The sequence below is a fragment of the Serratia quinivorans genome (assembly GCF_052113645.1).
Lineage (GTDB): Bacteria > Pseudomonadota > Gammaproteobacteria > Enterobacterales > Enterobacteriaceae > Serratia > Serratia quinivorans_B.
In genome coordinates this window covers 59,212-77,695 of record NZ_JBIEIU010000012.1, presented here as the reverse complement: position 1 = coordinate 77,695, position 18,484 = coordinate 59,212, and the positions used below count along the sequence as shown (strand labels likewise).

General features: G+C 56.8%; 10 protein-coding genes and 3 tRNA genes. 8 read left to right on the top strand and 5 right to left on the bottom strand.

Annotated elements, in window-relative coordinates:
• Window positions 1-25: 25 nt before the first annotated feature.
• The 4 genes from recC (at window position 26) to recD (ending at window position 11,870) form a co-directional block, all read left to right on the top strand.
• Window positions 26-3,397, top strand: a complete 3,372-nt coding sequence (gene recC / locus ACGS9J_RS20335; protein WP_442232576.1) for an exodeoxyribonuclease V subunit gamma — start codon at window positions 26-28, stop codon at window positions 3,395-3,397.
• A 189-nt stretch (window positions 3,398-3,586) separates the two neighbouring features.
• Window positions 3,587-6,475 carry a pitrilysin gene (ptrA, locus tag ACGS9J_RS20330; RefSeq protein ID WP_442232688.1) on the top strand — a complete coding sequence of 963 codons (2,889 nt, stop codon included), beginning with the start codon at window positions 3,587-3,589 and terminating at the stop codon, window positions 6,473-6,475.
• Complete coding sequence (gene recB / locus ACGS9J_RS20325; RefSeq protein ID WP_442232575.1) at window positions 6,472-10,023, top strand: exodeoxyribonuclease V subunit beta; 3,552 nt, start codon at window positions 6,472-6,474, stop codon at window positions 10,021-10,023. Before ptrA ends, recB begins: the two co-directional genes overlap by 4 nt.
• Window positions 10,020-11,870, top strand: coding sequence for an exodeoxyribonuclease V subunit alpha (gene recD / locus ACGS9J_RS20320; protein ID WP_442232574.1), 1,851 nt, complete (start codon window positions 10,020-10,022; stop codon window positions 11,868-11,870). The genes recB and recD overlap by 4 nt, the downstream gene beginning before the upstream one ends.
• Before the next feature lie 44 nt (window positions 11,871-11,914).
• Here recD and argA read toward each other — a convergent pair whose 3' ends face one another.
• Window positions 11,915-13,240, bottom strand: coding sequence for an amino-acid N-acetyltransferase (gene argA / locus ACGS9J_RS20315; protein WP_442232573.1), 1,326 nt, complete (start codon window positions 13,238-13,240; stop codon window positions 11,915-11,917).
• Window positions 13,241-13,480: 240 nt separating this feature from the next.
• Here argA and amiC point away from each other — a divergent pair, with 240 nt between their 5' ends.
• Window positions 13,481-14,731 carry an N-acetylmuramoyl-L-alanine amidase AmiC gene (amiC, locus tag ACGS9J_RS20310; RefSeq protein ID WP_442232572.1) on the top strand — a complete coding sequence of 417 codons (1,251 nt, stop codon included), beginning with the start codon at window positions 13,481-13,483 and terminating at the stop codon, window positions 14,729-14,731.
• Window positions 14,732-14,944: 213 nt separating this feature from the next.
• Window positions 14,945-15,091: a hypothetical protein gene (locus tag ACGS9J_RS20305; RefSeq protein WP_442232571.1), complete on the top strand. Its 147-nt coding sequence runs from the start codon at window positions 14,945-14,947 to the stop codon at window positions 15,089-15,091.
• A gap of 131 nt (window positions 15,092-15,222) precedes the next feature.
• Here ACGS9J_RS20305 and ACGS9J_RS20300 read toward each other — a convergent pair.
• The 3 genes from ACGS9J_RS20300 to ACGS9J_RS20290 all read right to left on the bottom strand — a co-directional run bounded on the left by ACGS9J_RS20300 (window position 15,223) and on the right by ACGS9J_RS20290 (window position 15,579).
• Window positions 15,223-15,299: transfer RNA gene (locus tag ACGS9J_RS20300), tRNA-Met, on the bottom strand.
• A 64-nt stretch (window positions 15,300-15,363) separates the two neighbouring features.
• Window positions 15,364-15,440 (bottom strand) — tRNA-Met (locus ACGS9J_RS20295).
• A 62-nt stretch (window positions 15,441-15,502) separates the two neighbouring features.
• Window positions 15,503-15,579 (bottom strand) — tRNA-Met (locus ACGS9J_RS20290).
• A gap of 214 nt (window positions 15,580-15,793) precedes the next feature.
• Here ACGS9J_RS20290 and mltA point away from each other — a divergent pair.
• Both mltA and tcdA read left to right on the top strand, forming a co-directional pair.
• Complete coding sequence (gene mltA, locus ACGS9J_RS20285) at window positions 15,794-16,936, top strand: murein transglycosylase A (RefSeq protein WP_442232570.1); 1,143 nt, start codon at window positions 15,794-15,796, stop codon at window positions 16,934-16,936.
• 302 nt (window positions 16,937-17,238) lie between these two features.
• Window positions 17,239-18,045, top strand: coding sequence for a tRNA cyclic N6-threonylcarbamoyladenosine(37) synthase TcdA (gene tcdA, locus ACGS9J_RS20280; protein ID WP_262241021.1), 807 nt, complete (start codon window positions 17,239-17,241; stop codon window positions 18,043-18,045).
• Here tcdA and csdE read toward each other — a convergent pair.
• Window positions 18,036-18,470, bottom strand: a complete 435-nt coding sequence (gene csdE / locus ACGS9J_RS20275; protein WP_442232569.1) for a cysteine desulfurase sulfur acceptor subunit CsdE — start codon at window positions 18,468-18,470, stop codon at window positions 18,036-18,038. The two genes, tcdA and csdE, sit on opposite strands and share 10 nt — an antisense overlap.
• Window positions 18,471-18,484 lie beyond the last annotated feature (14 nt).

The window sequence follows — 18,484 nt, the reverse complement described above, 5'->3', positions numbered from 1 at the left end:
ATATTTTGTTTTAAGGGAGCGCCCAATGTTTAAGGTTTATCACTCCAATCAGTTGGATGTGTTAAAAACACTGACCAGCATTTTGATAGCCAGAGAGCCATTGGCCGATCCTTTTCAACAGGAAGTGGTACTGGTGCAGAGTCCCGGTATGGCGCAGTGGTTACAGATGCAACTGGCGGAACAGTTCGGTATCGCCGCCAATATCGCTTTCCCCCTGCCTGCCACCTTCATTTGGGACATGTTCACCCGCGTGTTACCGGGGATCCCGAAAGAGAGCGCCTTCAGCAAAGATGCCATGACCTGGAAGTTGATGTGGCTGTTGCCCGATTTACTCACCCAGCCCGAGTTTGCCCCGCTGCAGCATTACCTCACCGACGACGGCGACAAACGCAAAATTCATCAGCTGGCCGGTCGGGTGGCTGACCTGTTTGACCAATATCTGGTGTATCGCCCGCAATGGCTGGAAAGCTGGCAAAAGGGTGAACGTATTGACGGACTGGCGGAAGCGCAGCAATGGCAGGCGCCGCTGTGGGCGCGGTTAGTCGAGTACACCGAGGAATTGGGCCAGCCGGAATGGCACCGCGCCAATCTGTATCGCCGTTTTATCAACGTACTGGAAAAGGCGGATCAGCCCCCGGCGGGATTACCGCCACGGGTGTTTATCTGCGGCATCTCGGCATTACCGCCGGTCTATCTTGAGGCCCTGCAGGCGCTGGGCAGGCACATCGATATCCACCTGATGTTCACTAATCCGTGCCACTATTATTGGGGGGATATTCAGAGCCAGTCCTTCCTGGCGAAACTGCAGAGCCGCAAACGACGTCATTATCAGGATCAAACGGAGTATGGGTTATTCAAAGATCCTGATAATGCCGCCGCACTGTTTAATGAAGCCGGTGAGCAAGACCTGCCGAACCCGCTGTTGGCCTCATGGGGCAAGCTGGGGCGCGACCACCACTTTTTACTCTCGCAGATCGAATCCTCGCAGGAGATTTTTGCGTTTGTCGATATCCCCGCAGACAATCTGCTGCATGCCATTCAGCACGATATGCTGGAGCTGAAAAACAGCGCGGTTATCGGCACCACGCCGGAAACGCTGGAAAGCAGCGCCACCAAGCGGCTGCTCGACCCTACCGATCGTTCCATCAGCCTGCACGCCTGCCACAGCCCGCAGCGAGAGGTTGAGGTGCTGCACGATCAGTTGTTGAGCATGCTGGCGGACGACCCTGAACTGACGCCGCGCGACATCATCGTGATGGTGGCGGATATCGACAATTACACGCCCTATATTCAGGCGGTATTCGGTAACGCTTCCCCTGAACGCTACCTGCCGTTTGCCATTTCTGACCGAAAAGCCAGCCAGGCGCACCCGGCGCTGCAGGCGTTTATCTCGCTGTTGGATCTGCCGCAGAGCCGCTTCACGTCCGAACAGGTGCTGGCGCTGCTGGAGGTGCCAGCACTGGCGGCACGATTCTCGATTCGGGAAGAAGGATTGCGTCTGTTGCGTCACTGGGTGGGGGAGTCCGGCGTTCGTTGGGGCCTGGATGACGACAACGTTCGTGAACTGGATTTGCCCGCCACCGGGCAGCATACCTGGCAATTCGGCATTACGCGCATGCTGTTGGGCTACGCGATGGACAGCAATGCCGGCGACTGGCAAGGGGTCTTGCCTTACGACGAATCGAGCGGGTTGGTTGCCGAGCTGGCCGGGCAGTTGGCTGAGCTGTTGGCGGCGTTGAGCCGCTGGCGGCAACGACTGGGGCAACTGCGAACCTTGCCGGAGTGGCAGCCGCTGTGTCGTCAGCTGCTGGAGACCTTTTTTGAGCAGGACGGCGAAACCGAAGTGGTGCTGGCCCTGATTGAGCAGCAGTGGAACAAGCTGTTCGAGTTTGGGTTGGCGGCGCGTTATCCCGATGAAGTGCCGCTGTCTATCCTGCGTGACGAACTGGCGGCACGTCTCGATCAGGAACGTATCAGCCAACGTTTCCTGGCCGGACAAATCAACTTTTGTACGCTGATGCCGATGCGTTCCATCCCGTTCAAAGTGGTTTGCCTGCTGGGCATGAACGACGGGGTTTACCCCCGGACGTTGCCACCGTTAGGTTTTGATCTGATGGCGCAACAGGTTAAACGCGGCGATCGCAGCCGCCGTGACGATGACCGTTATTTGTTCCTGGAAGCCATACTGTCGGCGCAGCAACGGTTGTATATCAGCTTTATTGGCCGCTCCATTCAGGATAACAGCGAGCGTTATCCTTCGGTGCTGGTGACCGAGTTGCTGGAATACCTTGAGCAGAGCTACTGCCTGCCGGGGGATGAGGCATTAGACGCTGATGGCAGTGCGCAACGCGTGGGTCAGCACTTGCTTAACTGGCATTCGCGCATGCCGTTTGCCGCCGAGAATTTCCTGCCCGGCACAGAAGAGCAGAGCTATGCCGCCGAATGGCTGCCGGCGGCCGATGGGAAAGGTGCGGCGCATCCACCGTTTAATCAGCCACTGCTGCCGGAAGCGCAGACCCAGATTTTGCTGGATGATTTACTGCGCTTCTACCGCCACCCGATCCGCGCCTTCTTCCAACTGCGCCTGGGGGTCAGTTTCATCCTGGAAGAAACCGAATTGCCGGATGAAGAACCCTTCACCCTGGATAATCTCAGCCGTTATCAGTTCAACAGCCAACTGCTGAATACCTTGATTGAAGGCGAAGACGCCACTCGTCTGTTTCAGCGGGTTCGTGCCGCCGGCGGATTGCCTTTTGGCCCCTTCGGTGAAATTTACTGGCAGAAGCAGCAGGAGGAGATGACCGAACTGGCCGAGCAAGTGCGTGCCGAACGTAGTGGAGGGCACAGCCTGGAATTGGATATCGACATTGCCGGTGTGCGCATTAGCGGCTGGTTGCATCAGGTTCAGGAAGACGGGCTGTTGCGCTGGCGGCCGTCCACCCTGTCGGCCGTCGACGGGATATTGCTGTGGCTGGAGCATCTGGTGTACTGCTGTGCCGGTGGCACGGGGGAAAGCCGCATTTACGGGCGCAAAGGTGCCGCCTGGCGTTTTGCCGCCTTGAACGCAGAGGAAGCTCGCGCGCAACTGGCCGAACTGGTGGCCGGTTATCAGCGCGGTCTGTGTCAGCCGTTGCTGCTGTTGAATAAAAGTGGCTGGGCTTGGCTGAGTCAATGCTACCAGCCGGAAACGCAGCAGATTGATTGGGATGAAGAAGTGCAAATCAAGGCGCGGGCCAAGCTGTTGCAAACCTGGCAGGGTGATCAACGCATTCCGGGGGAAGGTGAAGATCCTTATGTGCAGCGGGTGTTCCGTCAGTTGGATAATACTTGTTTAGCGCAAATTCTGGCCGAAACAGAACGTTACCTGCTGCCGGTGGCGCGACATAATCTTGGGTAACAATCCCCCGGTGGTACTGATTGCCGGGAGGTGGTAAAAATAATTAGGGTTATATTCAACTATCGGGGTTAACTCCGGTCTTACATAACATACAAGCATATAGATATTATTGTGTTGAGTTGTTTTGATGTACGCCGTCAACGTCAGGGATGTGGCGCGACGGCGTCAGAATAGGGGTTCATTTTGGATATGCGCAGACAGTTGGCCCGCCTCACCGGGTTAGTATTATTGGTTATGTTTTTTGCGCCGTTGAGCTGGGCCGCACAAGGATGGCAACCGCTGGCGGAGAAGATCAACAAAAGCGACCACGATCCGCGTCAGTATCAGGCGATCAAATTGGCTAACGGCATGACCGTGCTGCTGGTTTCCGATCCTCAGGCGCCTAAATCGCTGGCGGCGCTGGCGCTGCCGGTAGGCTCGCTGGAGGATCCGAACAGCCAGTTGGGCTTGGCGCACTACCTGGAGCACATGGTGCTGATGGGATCCAAGCGCTACCCACAGCCGGAAAACCTGTCGGAATTCCTGAAAAAACACGGTGGCAGCCATAACGCCAGCACTGCCTCTTACCGCACCGCGTTTTATCTGGAAGTGGAAAACGATGCACTGGCCCCGGCGGTAGACCGCATGGCGGATGCCATCGCCGAACCGCTGTTGGATCCGGGCAATGCCGATCGTGAACGTAACGCAGTCAATGCCGAACTGACGATGGCGCGTTCGCGTGACGGGATGCGTATGGCGCAGGTCGGGGCGGAAACGCTGAACCCGGCTCACCCGAGCGCACGTTTCTCCGGCGGTAACCTCGATACCCTGAAAGACAAACCCGGTAGCAAACTGCACGACGAACTGACGGCATTCTACCAACGCTATTATTCTGCCAATCTGATGATGGGCGTGTTGTACAGCAACCAACCCTTGCCGGAACTGGCCGAACTGGCGGCCAAAACCTTTGGCCGTGTGCCTAACCATGATGCCGGCGTACCGCCGATAACCGTCCCGGCCGTCACGCCTGAGCAGCAGGGCATCATTATTCACTATGTGCCGGCCCAGCCACGCAAGCAGCTGAAGGTCGAGTTCCGCATCGACAACAACAGCGCTGAATTCCGCAGCAAGACTGACACCTATATCAGTTATCTGATTGGCAACCGTAGCCAAAACACGTTGTCGGACTGGCTGCAAAAGCAGGGGCTGGCGGATGCAATCAACGCCGGGGCCGATCCTATGGTGGATCGCAACGGTGGCGTCTTCTCGATCAGCGTCTCGCTGACCGATAAAGGCCTGGCCAAACGTGACGAAGTGGTCGCCGCCATCTTCAATTACCTGAAAATGTTGCGCAGCGAAGGCATCAAACAAAGCTATTTTGATGAGATCTCCCACGTACTGAACCTGGATTTCCGTTATCCATCGATCACCCGTGATATGGACTACATCGAATGGCTGGTGGATACCATGCTGCGCGTGCCGGTCGAACATACGCTGGACGCGCCATACCTGGCCGACCGCTATGACGCCAAGGCCATTGCCGCGCGCCTGGACGCCATGACGCCGCAAAACGCGCGTATCTGGTTTGTCAGCCCGAATGAGCCGCATAACAAAATGGCTTACTTCGTCAATGCGCCTTATCAGGTCGATAAAATCACGCCGCAACGCTTTGAACAGTGGCAGCAATTGGGCAAGGGGATCAGCCTGTCGTTGCCGGCATTGAACCCGTATATTCCTGATGATTTCAGCCTGACCAAACCTTCGCACGAGTTCAAAAAACCGGAGATGGTGGTCGACCAACCGGGCCTGCGCGTGTTGTATATGCCGAGCCGTTACTTTGCCGATGAGCCTAAAGCCGACGTCACAGTGGCGTTCCGCAATGCAAAAACCATGGATTCAGCGCGCAATCAGGTGCTGTTCTCGTTGACTGACTACCTGGCGGGCATTTCGCTGGATCAACTGAGTTATCAGGCCTCGGTGGGCGGGCTGAGTTTCTCTACCTCGCCGAACAACGGCCTGGAATTCAACGCCAACGGCTTTACCCAGCGGCTGCCGCAATTGCTGACTTCGCTGATCGAGGGATACTCCAGCTTCACGCCGACCGAAGACCAACTGGCGCAGGCCAAATCCTGGTATTTGGAGCAGTTGGATTCCGCAGAGAAGGGCAAAGCCTTCGAACTGGCCATTCAGCCCGTGCAGATGGTTTCTCGCGTGCCGTACTCCGAACGCAGCGAGCGTCGTGAGGTGTTGAAAACCCTGACGCTGAAAGACGTGTTGGCCTACCGCGACAGCCTGCTGGCTGATGCGACGCCGGAGTTACTGGTGGTGGGCAATATGAGCAAGCAGCAGGTGGACACTCTGGCCTCAACGCTGAAACACCGCTTGGGTTGCACCGGCATTGAATGGTGGCACGGCGAAGACGTCGAAGTGGCTAAAACACAGTTGGCCAACCTGCAGCGGGCCGGTAGCAGCACCGATTCGGCGCTGGCTGCGGTCTATGTGCCGACCGGCTATGACGAAGTGACCGGCATGGCATACAGCTCACTGCTGGGCCAGATTATTCAGCCATGGTTCTACAGCCAATTGCGTACCCAGGAACAATTGGGCTATGCGGTGTTTGCTTTCCCGATGTCCGTGGGCCGTCAGTGGGGGATTGGTTTCCTGCTGCAAAGCAACAGCAAACAGCCGGCGTATCTGTACCAGCGCTATCAGGACTTCTACCCGAAAACGGAAAAACGCCTGCGTGAGATGAAAGAGGCAGACTTCGAACAGTACAAGCAGGCGATGATCAACGAACTGAAACAGCGCCCGCAAACCCTGAGCGAAGAAGCCGGGCGCTTTGCCAATGATTTCGATCGCGGCAATTTCGCGTTCGATACCCGCCATAAGCTGATTGAGAAAATCAAGCAGTTGACGCCGACCACATTGGCGGACTATTTCCACCAGGCGGTGATCCAGCCGCAGGGGCTGGCGGTGTTGTCACAGGTGAGCGGCAGCGGCCAGGATAAGGCGGATTATGCCGTGCAGCCGGAGTGGGTGACCTATCCTGATGCCTCAGCATTGCAGCAAACCCTACCGCGTAAGGTCGCAACGCCATGACAGAGACTGCCCCGCAGCGGCTTGATCCGCTAACGTTGCCGCTGTTTGGCGAACGGCTGATAGAAGCCTCGGCGGGGACCGGCAAGACCTTTACCATCGGGGCATTGTATCTGCGCCTGCTGCTTGGTCTCGGCCAGGAGGCGGCCTTTCCCCGGCCGCTGACGGTAGAGGAGATCCTGGTGGTGACCTTTACCGAGGCTGCCACCGAGGAGTTGCGTGGGCGTATTCGCAGTAATATCCATGGGTTGCGTATTGCCTGCGTCCGTGGCAGCAGCAAGGATCCGTTATTTACCTCGCTGATGGCGGAGATTAAAAATCTGCCCGATGCCGCCGCACAGCTGCTGGCTGCCGAGCGGCAGATGGACGAAGCGGCGATATACACCATCCACGGTTTTTGTCAGCGTATGCTGACCCACAATGCCTTCGAGTCCGGCATTTTGTTTGAGCAGACCCTGGTGCAGGATGAGTTGCCATTGCGCCGCCAGGCCTGCGCGGATTTTTGGCGTCGCCATTGTTATCCGTTGCCGCTGGGCGTGGCTCGGGCGGTAAGCCAGGAGTGGAGCGGCCCGGAAGCGCTGCTGGCCGATCTTTCCGGCTATCTGCACGGCGAAGCGCCGTTGCTGCGACGACCGCCGAAAGATGAAGAAACGGTGCTGATGCGCCATGAGCAAATCGTGGCGCGCATTGACGCCATTAAAGCCCAGTGGGTGGCGGCAGCCGGTGATTTGGAAGCGTTAATCAGCCAGTCCGGCGTTGATAAGCGCAGTTACAGCAGCAAACACTTGCCCAACTGGTTGCATAAGGTGGGCGAATGGGTGGTGCTGGAAACACAGGACTACCAGCTACCGAAAGAGCTGGATAAGTTCCGCCAGTCGGTGTTGTTGGATAAAACCAAAAAAGGCGAACCGCCGCGTCATCCGCTGTTTGTGGCTATCGACGACCTGTTTGATGAGCCGCTGACGCTGCGTGATTTGATTATGGCGCGGGCGCTGAGCGAGATACGCCTCTCCATTCAGCAGGAAAAACGCCAACGTGCCGAACTGGGTTTTGACGATCTGTTAAGCCGTTTGGATAACGCACTGCGCAGCGAAGGTGGCGATCGATTAGCGCAGGCGATCCGTCAGCGTTACCCGGTGGCAATGATTGATGAGTTTCAGGATACCGACCCACAGCAATACCGTATCTTCCAAAAGCTCTATGTCGGCCGGCCGGAATGTGGTCTGCTGCTGATCGGTGATCCGAAACAGGCGATTTACGCCTTCCGCGGTGCCGACATCTTTACCTATATGCGCGCCCGCTCAGAGGTAAGCGCCCACTACACGCTCGAAACCAACTGGCGCTCGTCACCGGCAATGGTCGGCAGCGTTAACCATCTGTTTGCTCAGGTGGAAAAACCCTTTTTGTTCGGCCAAATTCCCTTTATTGAGGTCGCCGCCGCCGGGAAAAACCGTGGGCTGGCGTTTGAACTGCAAAACCGTCCGCAGCCGGCGATGCAGTTTTGGCTGCAGCAAGGGGATGGCGTGGGTGTTAGTGAGTACCAACAATTGATGGCACGCCTGTGCGCCACGCAAATACGCGATTGGCTCAGTGCCGGGCAACAGCAGCAGGCCTGGCTGGTGGATGGCGATGAGCGGCGTGCGGTGCAGGCGTCGGACATTACCGTGCTGGTGCGCAGCCGCAATGAAGCGGCGTTAGTGCGCGATGCGCTTAGTGCGCTGGCCATTCCTTCGGTTTATTTGTCCAACCGTGACAGCGTGTTTGATACGCCGGAGGCCAAAGACTTGCTGTGGTTGCTGCAGGCCGTATTGGCACCGGAGCAGGAACGCACGCTGCGCAGCGCCATGGCGACCGGATTGATGGGATTGGACGCACCGGCGCTCGACGGTTTGAATCAGGATGAGCGTGCCTGGGATGCGCTGGTCAATGAGTTTGACGACTATCGCACGCTCTGGCTGCGCAGGGGCGTATTGCCGATGCTGCGTGAGGTCATGAAGCAACGCCATTTGGCTGAAAACCTGCTGGCCAGTCTCGGCGGTGAGCGCCGATTGACCGATGTTATGCATTTGGGGGAACTGTTGCAGGAAGCCTCTGCACAGCTCGACAGCGAGCATGCGCTGGTCCGTTGGCTGGCACAGCAAATCGCCCAACCCAATCGCCAGTCTGACAACCAGCAGTTACGCCTGGAAAGCGATCGGCACTTGGTGCAGGTGATCACCATCCATAAATCCAAAGGGCTGGAGTTTGATCTGGTGTGGTTGCCGTTCGTCGGCAATTTTCGCCAGCAGCAGCAGGTGTTGTACCACGATCGTCAGAGTTTTCAGGCTTTGCTGGATCTCAATGCTGATGAAGAAAGTATCGAATGGGCGGAGGAAGAGCGGCTGGCGGAAGATTTACGCCTGCTGTATGTGGCGCTGACCCGTTCGGTTTACCACTGCAGCATAGGTATTGCGCCGTTGATTCAGGGCACCCGCAAGAAGCAGGGCGATACCGATTTACACCGCAGTGCGCTGGGGTATCTGGTGCAGGCCGGTCAAGCCGGCGATGCGGTCTATCTTCAGCAATGCCTGCAACAGCTTGCCGGGGACGGCGTTGCGCTGTCGCTGGTCGATACGCTGGATGAGCAGCCCTGGCTGCCGCAAACCCCGGTCTTGAGCGAACTGGCCGCGAAAGGTTTTTCACGTCAGGTGCAGGATTTTTGGCGAGTGACCAGTTATACCGGTCTGCAACAGCACGGTGTGGGCCTGATGCAGGATTTGTTGCCGCGGCTGGATGTTGATGCCGCCGGAGAGCAAGCGCAGGACAGTGAGCCAGCACTCACACCGCATACATTCCCGCGGGGCGCTACCCCGGGGACTTTCCTGCACAGCCTGTTCGAAACGCTCGATTTTACCCAACCCCTCGATGAGCCGTGGTTGCTCGAGCAACTGCAACAGCAAGGTTTTGCCGAGCATTGGCAACCGATACTGCTGGCGTGGATGCAGGTGCTGTTGAACACTCCGCTCAATGATGCCGGTGTCGTGCTGTCGGCGCTGGCGCCGCAGCACAAGCAAGCCGAACTGCAGTTTTATCTGCCGATCGACAAGCTGTTGCAAGCGCGTGAGCTGGATAAATTGGTGAAAAATTACGATCCGCTCTCAGCCCGCTGTCCGCCACTGGATTTCCAACAGGTGCAGGGGATGTTGAAAGGGTTTATCGACCTGGTGTTCTGCTGGCAGGGGAAATACTACCTGCTGGATTACAAATCCAACTGGTTGGGAGAGGACAGCAGCGCCTATACCCGGCCGGCGATGGAGCAGGCGATGGCGGAACACCGTTACGATCTGCAATATCAGTTATATACCCTGGCACTGCACCGCTATCTTCGCCATAGGCTGGTGGATTATGACTATCAGCAGCACTTCGGTGGGGTGATTTATCTGTTCCTGCGTGGGGTTGATGCACAGCATCCAGGCAATGGCATCTTCGCCTGTCGGCCAGAGCAAGCGTTAGTCGAAGGCATGGACAGGTTGTTCAGCGGCGAGGCCATTATGGCGGAGGATGAGTCATGATCGCTCTACTGGAGCAGGCGCAGGCGCTCGGCGTGTTGCGCCCGCTGGATCTGCAGTTTGCCCGCGTGGTGGCTGGGGGGGACGAGCCTGATATTTTGTTGGCTGCTGCCTGTCTCAGTGCCGAGGCCGGAGCCGGTCATGTTTGCCTGATGCTGGAACAGTTGTTGCCGGAGAATCTTTTTGACGGGCGCCAGCCGGAGCTGGCGCAGGCCGCATGGGTGGCGGCGGGAAGGCTGGATGTAGCCAGTTGGCAGCAACGCCTGGCGGCCAGTGCTGCGGTTGGCGACGGCAGCACGGCGATGCCGATGGTGTTGCAACAGCAGCGTTTGTACCTGCAGCGAATGTGGCAGAACGAAGGCGAGGTTGCCGAATTTATCAGCGGTGACAGCCTCCATCAGGCGGTGGAAGAAGCCGAATTACGTGCCATTCTCGACCGGTTGTTTGGCGAAGCGACCGACGAACCGGACTGGCAAAAAATTGCCGCCGCGGTAGCTGCCACGCGACGCATTGCCGTCATTTCCGGCGGGCCGGGTACCGGCAAGACCACCACCGTGGCCAAACTGCTGGCTGCACTGGTGCAACTGGCTGAGGGCCGACGTTTGCGCATTCAGTTGGCGGCTCCCACCGGTAAAGCGGCTGCACGTTTGACCGAATCCTTAGGCAGTGCCGGCAGGCAACTGACGTTAACACCCGAGCAACGTGCATTGTTCCCTACTGAAGCTTCCACCCTTCACCGTTTGTTAGGCGCTCAGCCCAACAGCCAGCGCATGCGCTATCACCGTGGCAATCCGTTACATCTGGATGTACTGGTGGTCGATGAGGCCTCGATGGTCGACCTGCCGATGATGGCGCGCTTGATTGCCGCACTGCCGGCCCAGGCGCGGGTGATTTTCCTGGGCGATCGCGATCAATTGGCTTCGGTTGAGGCTGGTGCGGTGCTGGGGGATATCTGCCGCTTTGCCGAGCAAGGTTACAGCGTGGCACGGGCAGAACAGCTCTCGCGTCTGACCGGCTGCCGGCTTAAGGGGCAAAGTGCCGAGGCCGAGGCGGCAGTGCGCGACAGCCTGTGCCTGCTGCGCAAAAGCTATCGTTTTGATGCTAACTCGGGCATTGGCCAACTGGCTTTTGCGGTGAATGCCGGGGATGGAAAGCAGGCGGCTTGGGCGCTCAGCGGAAACTTCAGTGACGTTACGGGGTATCCGTTGGCGGAAACGCAAGACTATCAGGCATTGTTGGATGCCTGCGTGGCGGGTTATCGCGATTATTTACGTCAGGTGGCAACCGGTGCCGATGCAGTGGCGATACTGGCGGCGTTTGGTCATTTCCAGGTGTTATGTGCGCTACGAGAGGGGCCATTTGGTATTGCCGGGTTGAATGAGCGTATCGAAACGGGGCTGCAGCGTGCCGGGCTGATCCAGCGTAAACCGGGGGCTGCAGGGCGCTGGTATTCAGGTCGCCCCGTGATGATTGGGCGCAATGACAGTGCGCTGGGGTTGTTTAACGGTGATATCGGCATTGCCTTGCGGGACGAGAGCGGCGAGCTCCGCGTTCATTTCCAACTGCCGGATGGCAGCATTAAGTCGGTGCAGCCGAGCCGTTTACCGGCGCATGAAACCGCTTATGCGATGACGGTGCACAAGTCGCAGGGATCAGAGTTTGACCATACGGTGCTGGTGTTGCCCAATCATTTCCTGCCGGTGCTGACCCGCGAACTGGTGTATACCGCGATCACCCGTGCGCGCAGGCAGCTTTCGCTGTATGCCACCGAAGCCGTTTTGCTACGGGCGATCCGCACCCCGACTCAACGCCGCAGTGGGTTGGCGGAGCGGTTGCAGATAACGGCGTAAGGGAAAAGGTTGGGGCGCAGTTCACAGACTGCGCCCGCCCAAGATCACAAATCGGCCAGCAGAATTTTGGAACGGCGTTGATAGTTGTACAGCGCCTGTTTTTGCATTGGCAGCACGTCGACTTCCGCCGGGGTAAAACCGCGCTCCTGGAACCAGTGGATGCTGCGCGTGGTCAATACGAACAGTTTACGCAGGCCCATCTGGCGCGCCTGGCTCTCCACCCGCTGCAACAGCATTTCGCCCCGTGACGAGCTACGGTAGTCCGGGTGAACCGCCACGCAGGCCATCTCACCGATTTTCTCTTCCGGGAACGGATACAGCGCCGCGCAGGCGATGGTCAGGTTATCGCGCTCGATAATGGTGAACTTGTCGATCTCCATTTCCAGTTGCTCACGTGAGCGGCGAACCAAAATACCCTGTTGCTCAAGCGGACGGATCAGTTCGAGGATGCCGCCGATATCGTTAATCGTCGCCCGGCGTACCTGTTCCGCACTCTCCATCACGATCTGGGTACCGATACCATCGCGTGAGAACAGTTCCTGCACCAGCGCCCCGTCCTCCTGATAGCTGATCAGGTGGCTGCGGCGCACGCCGCTGCGGCAGGCTTTAACCGCACCGCGCAGGAAGCGCACGGTGCCGGAATGGTAATCGCCGTTCTCTTCCCGTTCTTCGATGCGTTTTTGCGCGTCGTTGGGGAACAGTTCGGAGATGATATTGCCTTCCTGATTGGTCACCCCTTGCGAGGAACAGAAGCCGATCATTTTTTCAGCTTTCAGCTTGATCGCCAACTGGGTCGCCACTTCTTCTGACGTCAGGTTGAAGCTTTCGCCGGTCACCGAAACGGCGACCGGGCCAATCAGCACGATAGCATTGCTGTCGAGCTGACGGTGAATGGCCTCTTCGTCAATACGGCGAATTCGCCCGCTGTGGCAGTAGTCCACGCCGTCATCGATACCCAGCGGCTGGGCAATGATAAAGTTCCCGCTGACCACGTTGATATGCGCGCCCTGTAGCGGCGTGTTGTTGAGGCTCATGGACAGGCGGGCGGTGATGTCCAACTGCAACAGGCCGGCGGCCTGCTTCACCAGCTCAAGCGTATGGGCGTCGGTGACGCGAGTATGTTTGTGATAAATCGGTTCATAATTATGCTGCGCCAGATTGACGTCAATCTGCGGCCGCGCGCCATAGACCACCACCAAACGAATACCCAGGCTATGCAGCAGCCCAATATCGTTGACGATGTTGGAAAAGTTCTCATGTTCTATGGCTTCCCCACCAAGCATGACGACAAACGTCTTGCCACGGTGGGCGTTGATATAGGGAACTGAGTGACGGAATCCTTGGACCAGCTCTGTACTACGCTCCTTCACGGCCAAACCTCATTTGCATATTTATACGATATTTTTGTATTTTTATTCTTTTCTTGCCCTAATGGCAAGTGGGAAATTGTCTCTATTTCTCTGCCAAGGGCGCTAAATGGTTAATAAATTGAAAAACCATAAAAAGATTTTCTGATGACAGCGCCGGAATGATTGGTTAAAGTTTTCGGCATTCCCGTTTGACTGGTGTTTTTTTCATCTGTTTTAATCTGTTACCACTGCCGGAGTCGCATGCCAAACTCAAATCACAATCTGGGCCGCCGTCGTTTATTGCAGGGGGTTGCCGCTAGCTGGTTGCTGAGTGTGAGTCGCGTAGGCATCGCTGCTTCTTCGCACGTCATCGCCGTGCGTGTCTGGCCTTCCTCCACCTATACCCGAGTGACGCTCGAATCTAACGTCGAACTGAAATATAAACAGTTTGCGTTGACCAATCCCGATCGCGTGGTGGTGGATATCGAAGGCGTGCAGCTCAATAGCGTACTGAAAGGCATTGTCGGCCAGGTGCGCGCCGACGATCCCTACCTGAAGCAGGCGCGGGTCGGCCAGTTTGATCAAAACACCGTCCGGCTAGTGCTGGAGCTAAAACGCAGCGTCACCCCACACATGTTCACTCTGGCGCCGGTACCGGAATACCGCAATCGTCTGGTGATGGATCTGTACCCGAGTAAGGGCGGCAGCGGCGAAGACTATGATCCGCTGTTGGCGTTACTGGAAGATTACAACAAGGGCGATCTTGAGCGGACGTTGCCGGCGGAAGCGCCGCAGGCCGGTAAGGCAGGGCGCGATCGGCCGATTGTCATCATGCTGGATCCCGGTCACGGCGGCGAAGATCCTGGGGCGATTGGCAAATTCAAAACGCGTGAAAAAGACATCGTATTGCAGATTGCCCGTCGGCTGAGCACCTTAATCAAGCGTGAGCCGAATATGAAGGTGTTTATGACGCGTAATGAAGATGTCTTCATTCCGCTGAAGGTGAGGGTGGCGAAGGCGCGTAAACAGCGTGCCGACCTGTTCGTGTCTATCCATGCCGATGCTTTTACCAGTCGTGCCGCGCGCGGGTCGTCGGTATTTGCGCTGTCGACCAAGGGGGCTACCAGCTCGGCCGCTAAATTCCTGGCTCAGACCCAGAACGAATCGGACCAAATCGGCGGCGTCAGCAAAAGCGGCGATCGCTATTTGGATCACACCATGTTTGATCTGATGCAAACCGCAACCATCAACGATAGCCTGAAATTCGGTAAGGAAGTTCTTAACCGAATGGGGAAAATTAACCGTTTGCACAAGAATCGTGTCGATCAGGCCGGTTTTGCGGTGTTAAAGGCGCCGGATATCCCTTCGATCCTGGTTGAGACGGCGTTTATCAGCAACATAGAGGAAGAGCGCAAACTGCGCACCACGCATTTCCAGCAGCAGGTGGCGGAATCCATTCTGGCGGGGATCAAGGCGTATTTCGCTAACGGTGGTGCAGTAGCGCGCGGATAAAGATAGGCCGAGGCGGCAGGATATGAACTGCCGCGCTTCCAATGATAGACCGTATTCCGATCCAGGCTGGCCGTTGATGCCCACGCCGAATGCTTAGGGGGTTCTACCCAACTGCATCACCTTGGTGGCCGAATACAGTCCCCTGCGTCAGCGAGCGACCTATATTACCTCGATAACCAGCTTTTTTGTGATTGGCGGCGGAAGGGCGCTTCTATGCTCGGCCCACTATTGGGCGCCGCGCTGATTGCCCGTCATTGGATGGCGTCCGATCTGTTGTTGCTTGCGGCAGTGCCGGCGGTAGTGTCTGCGCTAGCCGTGGGGGCGATGTGGTTGCAAAAACGCGAAAGTCATGACGATTAATTAAGAGAGGGGACTAACCTGGTTTCATTTGGGGACGAGAGAGGGCTTTGTCCGATTGCGGTAAATTGATATGCGCGGATTTCAGATACAAAAAAACACCCGTTAAGGTGCTTATCTGTAGTCATTAAGATTGGTTGCGGAGGCCGGATTTGAACCGACGACCTTCGGGTTATGAGCCCGACGAGCTACCAGGCTGCTCCACCCCGCGTCCGTCTTAATGCTTGTATTATCGAAAACCAACTTTCATAAGATACCGCTGGTACAGTATCGGTTGGTTGCGGGGGCCGGATTTGAACCGACGACCTTCGGGTTATGAGCCCGACGAGCTACCAGGCTGCTCCACCCCGCGTCCGTATAATACTTTTTCATCGAATCCAACACTTTACTTGATACTGTCATTGCAGTATCGGTTGGTTGCGGAGGCCGGATTTGAACCGACGACCTTCGGGTTATGAGCCCGACGAGCTACCAGGCTGCTCCACCCCGCGTCCGATGGAAGCGCACTATACTCTCCGTGAGTTTTGTTGCAACCCTTTTTGCATTTTATTGAACTAAAACACCCTTTCTGATGAATTAGTCCGCAACTTGCGTTCTTTTTCATCATTATCCGGCCAAGGGCTTTTTTTATATGTGGCGATTCCTTTATCTATGGGCGTTTGTTATCGTTCTGCCGGTAGATCATATCAGTTGAGAGTGTGCGCGATGAAAGGACGTTGGGGCAAATACCTGCTGGGCGGGTTAATGGTAGCGATATTGGCAGGCTGTTCGTCAAAACCGACCGATCGGGGACAACAGTATAAGGATGGCCAGCTGGATCAGTCGCTGGAGTTGGTGAATAAACCCAATGCCAAAGGCATACCGGTTAATGCCAAGGATTACTCGGATCAACTGATGGAGATTAAATACGCATCTCCTTCACTTTTTAATCGCAACAACACCACTTTCCAGGCAGTACAAAGCTGGATGGCGTCCGGCGCCGATACCAGCACCCTGAATCAATACGGTCTCAGCGCTTATCAAATGGAAGGCGTGGACAACTACGGCAACGTGCAGTTTACCGGTTACTACACGCCGGTGTTGCAGGCGCGTTACACCCAACAGGGTGAGTTCCGCTACCCGCTGTACCGCATGCCGCCAAAAGGAAAAGGCCGTCTGCCCGATCGCGCGGGCATTTACTCCGGTGCACTGGATGACCGTTATATCGTGGCGTACACCAACTCGCTGATGGACAACTTTATGATGGAAGTCCAGGGCAGTGGCTATGTGGATTACGGCAACGGTCAGCCGTTGGTGTTCTTCGGCTACGGCGGCAAGAACGGCCATGCTTACCGCAGCATTGGCAAAGTGCTGATCGATCGCGGCGAAGTGGCCAAGCCAGATATGTCGATGCAGGCGATCCGCAAATGGGCGGACACTCACAGCCCGGCAGAAGTGCGTGAGCTGTTGGAACAGAACCCTTCCTTTGTTTTCTTCCGTCCTGAGCCTTTTGCCCCGGTGCGGGGGGCCAGTGCGGTGCCGTTGATCGCCAAAGCCTCGGTAGCTTCCGATCGTTCACTGATCCCGGCAGGGACCACACTGCTGGCGGAAGTGCCGCTACTGGACAACAAGGGTAAATTCACGGGAAAATATGAGATGCGCCTGATGGTGGCTCTGGACGTGGGTGGGGCAATCAAGGGCCAGCACTTCGATATGTACCAGGGCATCGGGCCGGATGCCGGTCATTCGGCTGGTTTCTACAACCACTACGGCCGCGTTTGGGTGCTGAAAGGCGCTAACGTTAACGCACCGTTGTTCACCAGCCAGACAAGCTCCGCTTCCAGCGGTTCGCTGCTGGTCACCCGTTAACGGCAATCGTTATACCCTATGAATTTCAAACGGGTCGCCTAACTGCGGCTTGAAAGGCGACAGGGATACCGATATTGACCCGCAAGGGCCGGATCTTCCGGCCCTTGAGACTGCAGACAAACAGATAATGTTTGGCGGCAGGCGCGACAGGTTTTGAAAATAAATCAGGAAAATCAATTCATTGATTTTCGGCTGATAACACAAAGGGGGAAAAACCACGCTTTTATCCCCCTTTGTCAACAATCTGAAGGGCCGGATCTTCCGGCCCTTATCATTTGCAATGTTAAGGTAATTAAAGCGTTATGAGCACAGCCTATTCTGAAGCCTACCTGCAGCGTTTTGGCGGCACGGCACGTTTGTACGGTCAGCAGGCGCTGGCGCTGTTTGCGCAGGCGCACATTTGCGTGATTGGCATCGGCGGTGTGGGTTCCTGGGCCGCAGAGGCGCTGGCGCGGACCGGTATCGGTGCGATAACGCTGATTGATATGGACGATGTCTGCGTCACCAATACCAACCGCCAGATCCATGCGCTGCGTCAGCATGTTGGGCAGTCAAAAACGGAAGTGATGGCGGAGCGTATTCTGGCGATCAACCCAGAGTGCCGGGTGACTTGCATTGACGATTTCATTACTGCGGATAACGTTGCCGAACTGCTCGATAACCATTTCAGCTATGTTATCGACGCGATTGACAGCGTGCGGCCGAAGGCGGCGCTGCTGGCCTATTGCCGTCGCTACAAGATCCCGGTGGTGACCACGGGCGGGGCCGGCGGGCAGATCGATCCGACCCAGATTGCGGTGGTCGATTTGGCGAAAACCATTCAGGATCCGCTGGCGGCCAAGCTGCGCGAGCGGCTGAAAAATGATTTTAACGTGGTCAAAAACAGCAAGGGCAAGCTGGGTATCGACTGTGTGTTTTCCAGCGAACCTTTGGTTTACCCGCAGCCGGATGGCAGCGTTTGCGCGTCGCGTAGCACCGCAGAAGGGCCAAAACGCATGGATTGCAGTGCGGGGTTCGGCGCGGCAACCATGGTTACCGCGACCTTTGGCTTTGTCGCCGTTTCCCACGCTTTGAAGAAGATGGTGGCGAAAGCCGCGCGTCAGGCGTAGCGGGCGCTTATCGCTTTTACGGCGGCAGCCAGCGCTTCCAGTCCGCTGGCCCGGGTGGCGCTGAGCTGGGCACGTAGCGCCAACTGATCAAACAACGCCAAGGGGTCCATCGCCGCGATCTGTTGCGGCGTTTTTCCTTCTACCGCCGTCAAGATGACGGCCAACAGGCCGCGTACGATACGGCCCTCGCTGTCACCGTAAAAGTGCAGCGTGCCGTCCTCCAGCAACTGATGCCCCAACCAGACCCGATTCTCACAGCCGCTCAGCTCCATTTCCTCCGCCCGTAGTGCTTCCGGCAGCGGCGGCAACTGTTTTGCCAACATGATCAGTTGGCGATAGCGATCTTCCCACTGTTTCAGCGCGGTAAATTTTTGGATTAGCGCCTCGGCGGTGATGTCGCGGCCAAAGGGATGGGGAGCAAGCATAACGTCTCCGGAGT

What these genes read in the sequence shown, in the direction of transcription:
- csdE (WP_442232569.1), bottom strand. Translation starts at nt 18,470, where the DNA reads ATGCTTGCTCCCCATCCCTTTGGCCGCGACATCACCGCCGAGGCGCTA.
- tcdA (WP_262241021.1), top strand. Translation starts at nt 17,239, where the DNA reads ATGAGCACAGCCTATTCTGAAGCCTACCTGCAGCGTTTTGGCGGCACG.
- ptrA (WP_442232688.1), top strand. Translation starts at nt 3,587, where the DNA reads ATGCGCAGACAGTTGGCCCGCCTCACCGGGTTAGTATTATTGGTTATG.
- recC (WP_442232576.1), top strand. Translation starts at nt 26, where the DNA reads ATGTTTAAGGTTTATCACTCCAATCAGTTGGATGTGTTAAAAACACTG.
- recB (WP_442232575.1), top strand. Translation starts at nt 6,472, where the DNA reads ATGACAGAGACTGCCCCGCAGCGGCTTGATCCGCTAACGTTGCCGCTG.
- amiC (WP_442232572.1), top strand. Translation starts at nt 13,481, where the DNA reads ATGCCAAACTCAAATCACAATCTGGGCCGCCGTCGTTTATTGCAGGGG.
- recD (WP_442232574.1), top strand. Translation starts at nt 10,020, where the DNA reads ATGATCGCTCTACTGGAGCAGGCGCAGGCGCTCGGCGTGTTGCGCCCG.
- mltA (WP_442232570.1), top strand. Translation starts at nt 15,794, where the DNA reads ATGAAAGGACGTTGGGGCAAATACCTGCTGGGCGGGTTAATGGTAGCG.
- ACGS9J_RS20305 (WP_442232571.1), top strand. Translation starts at nt 14,945, where the DNA reads ATGCTCGGCCCACTATTGGGCGCCGCGCTGATTGCCCGTCATTGGATG.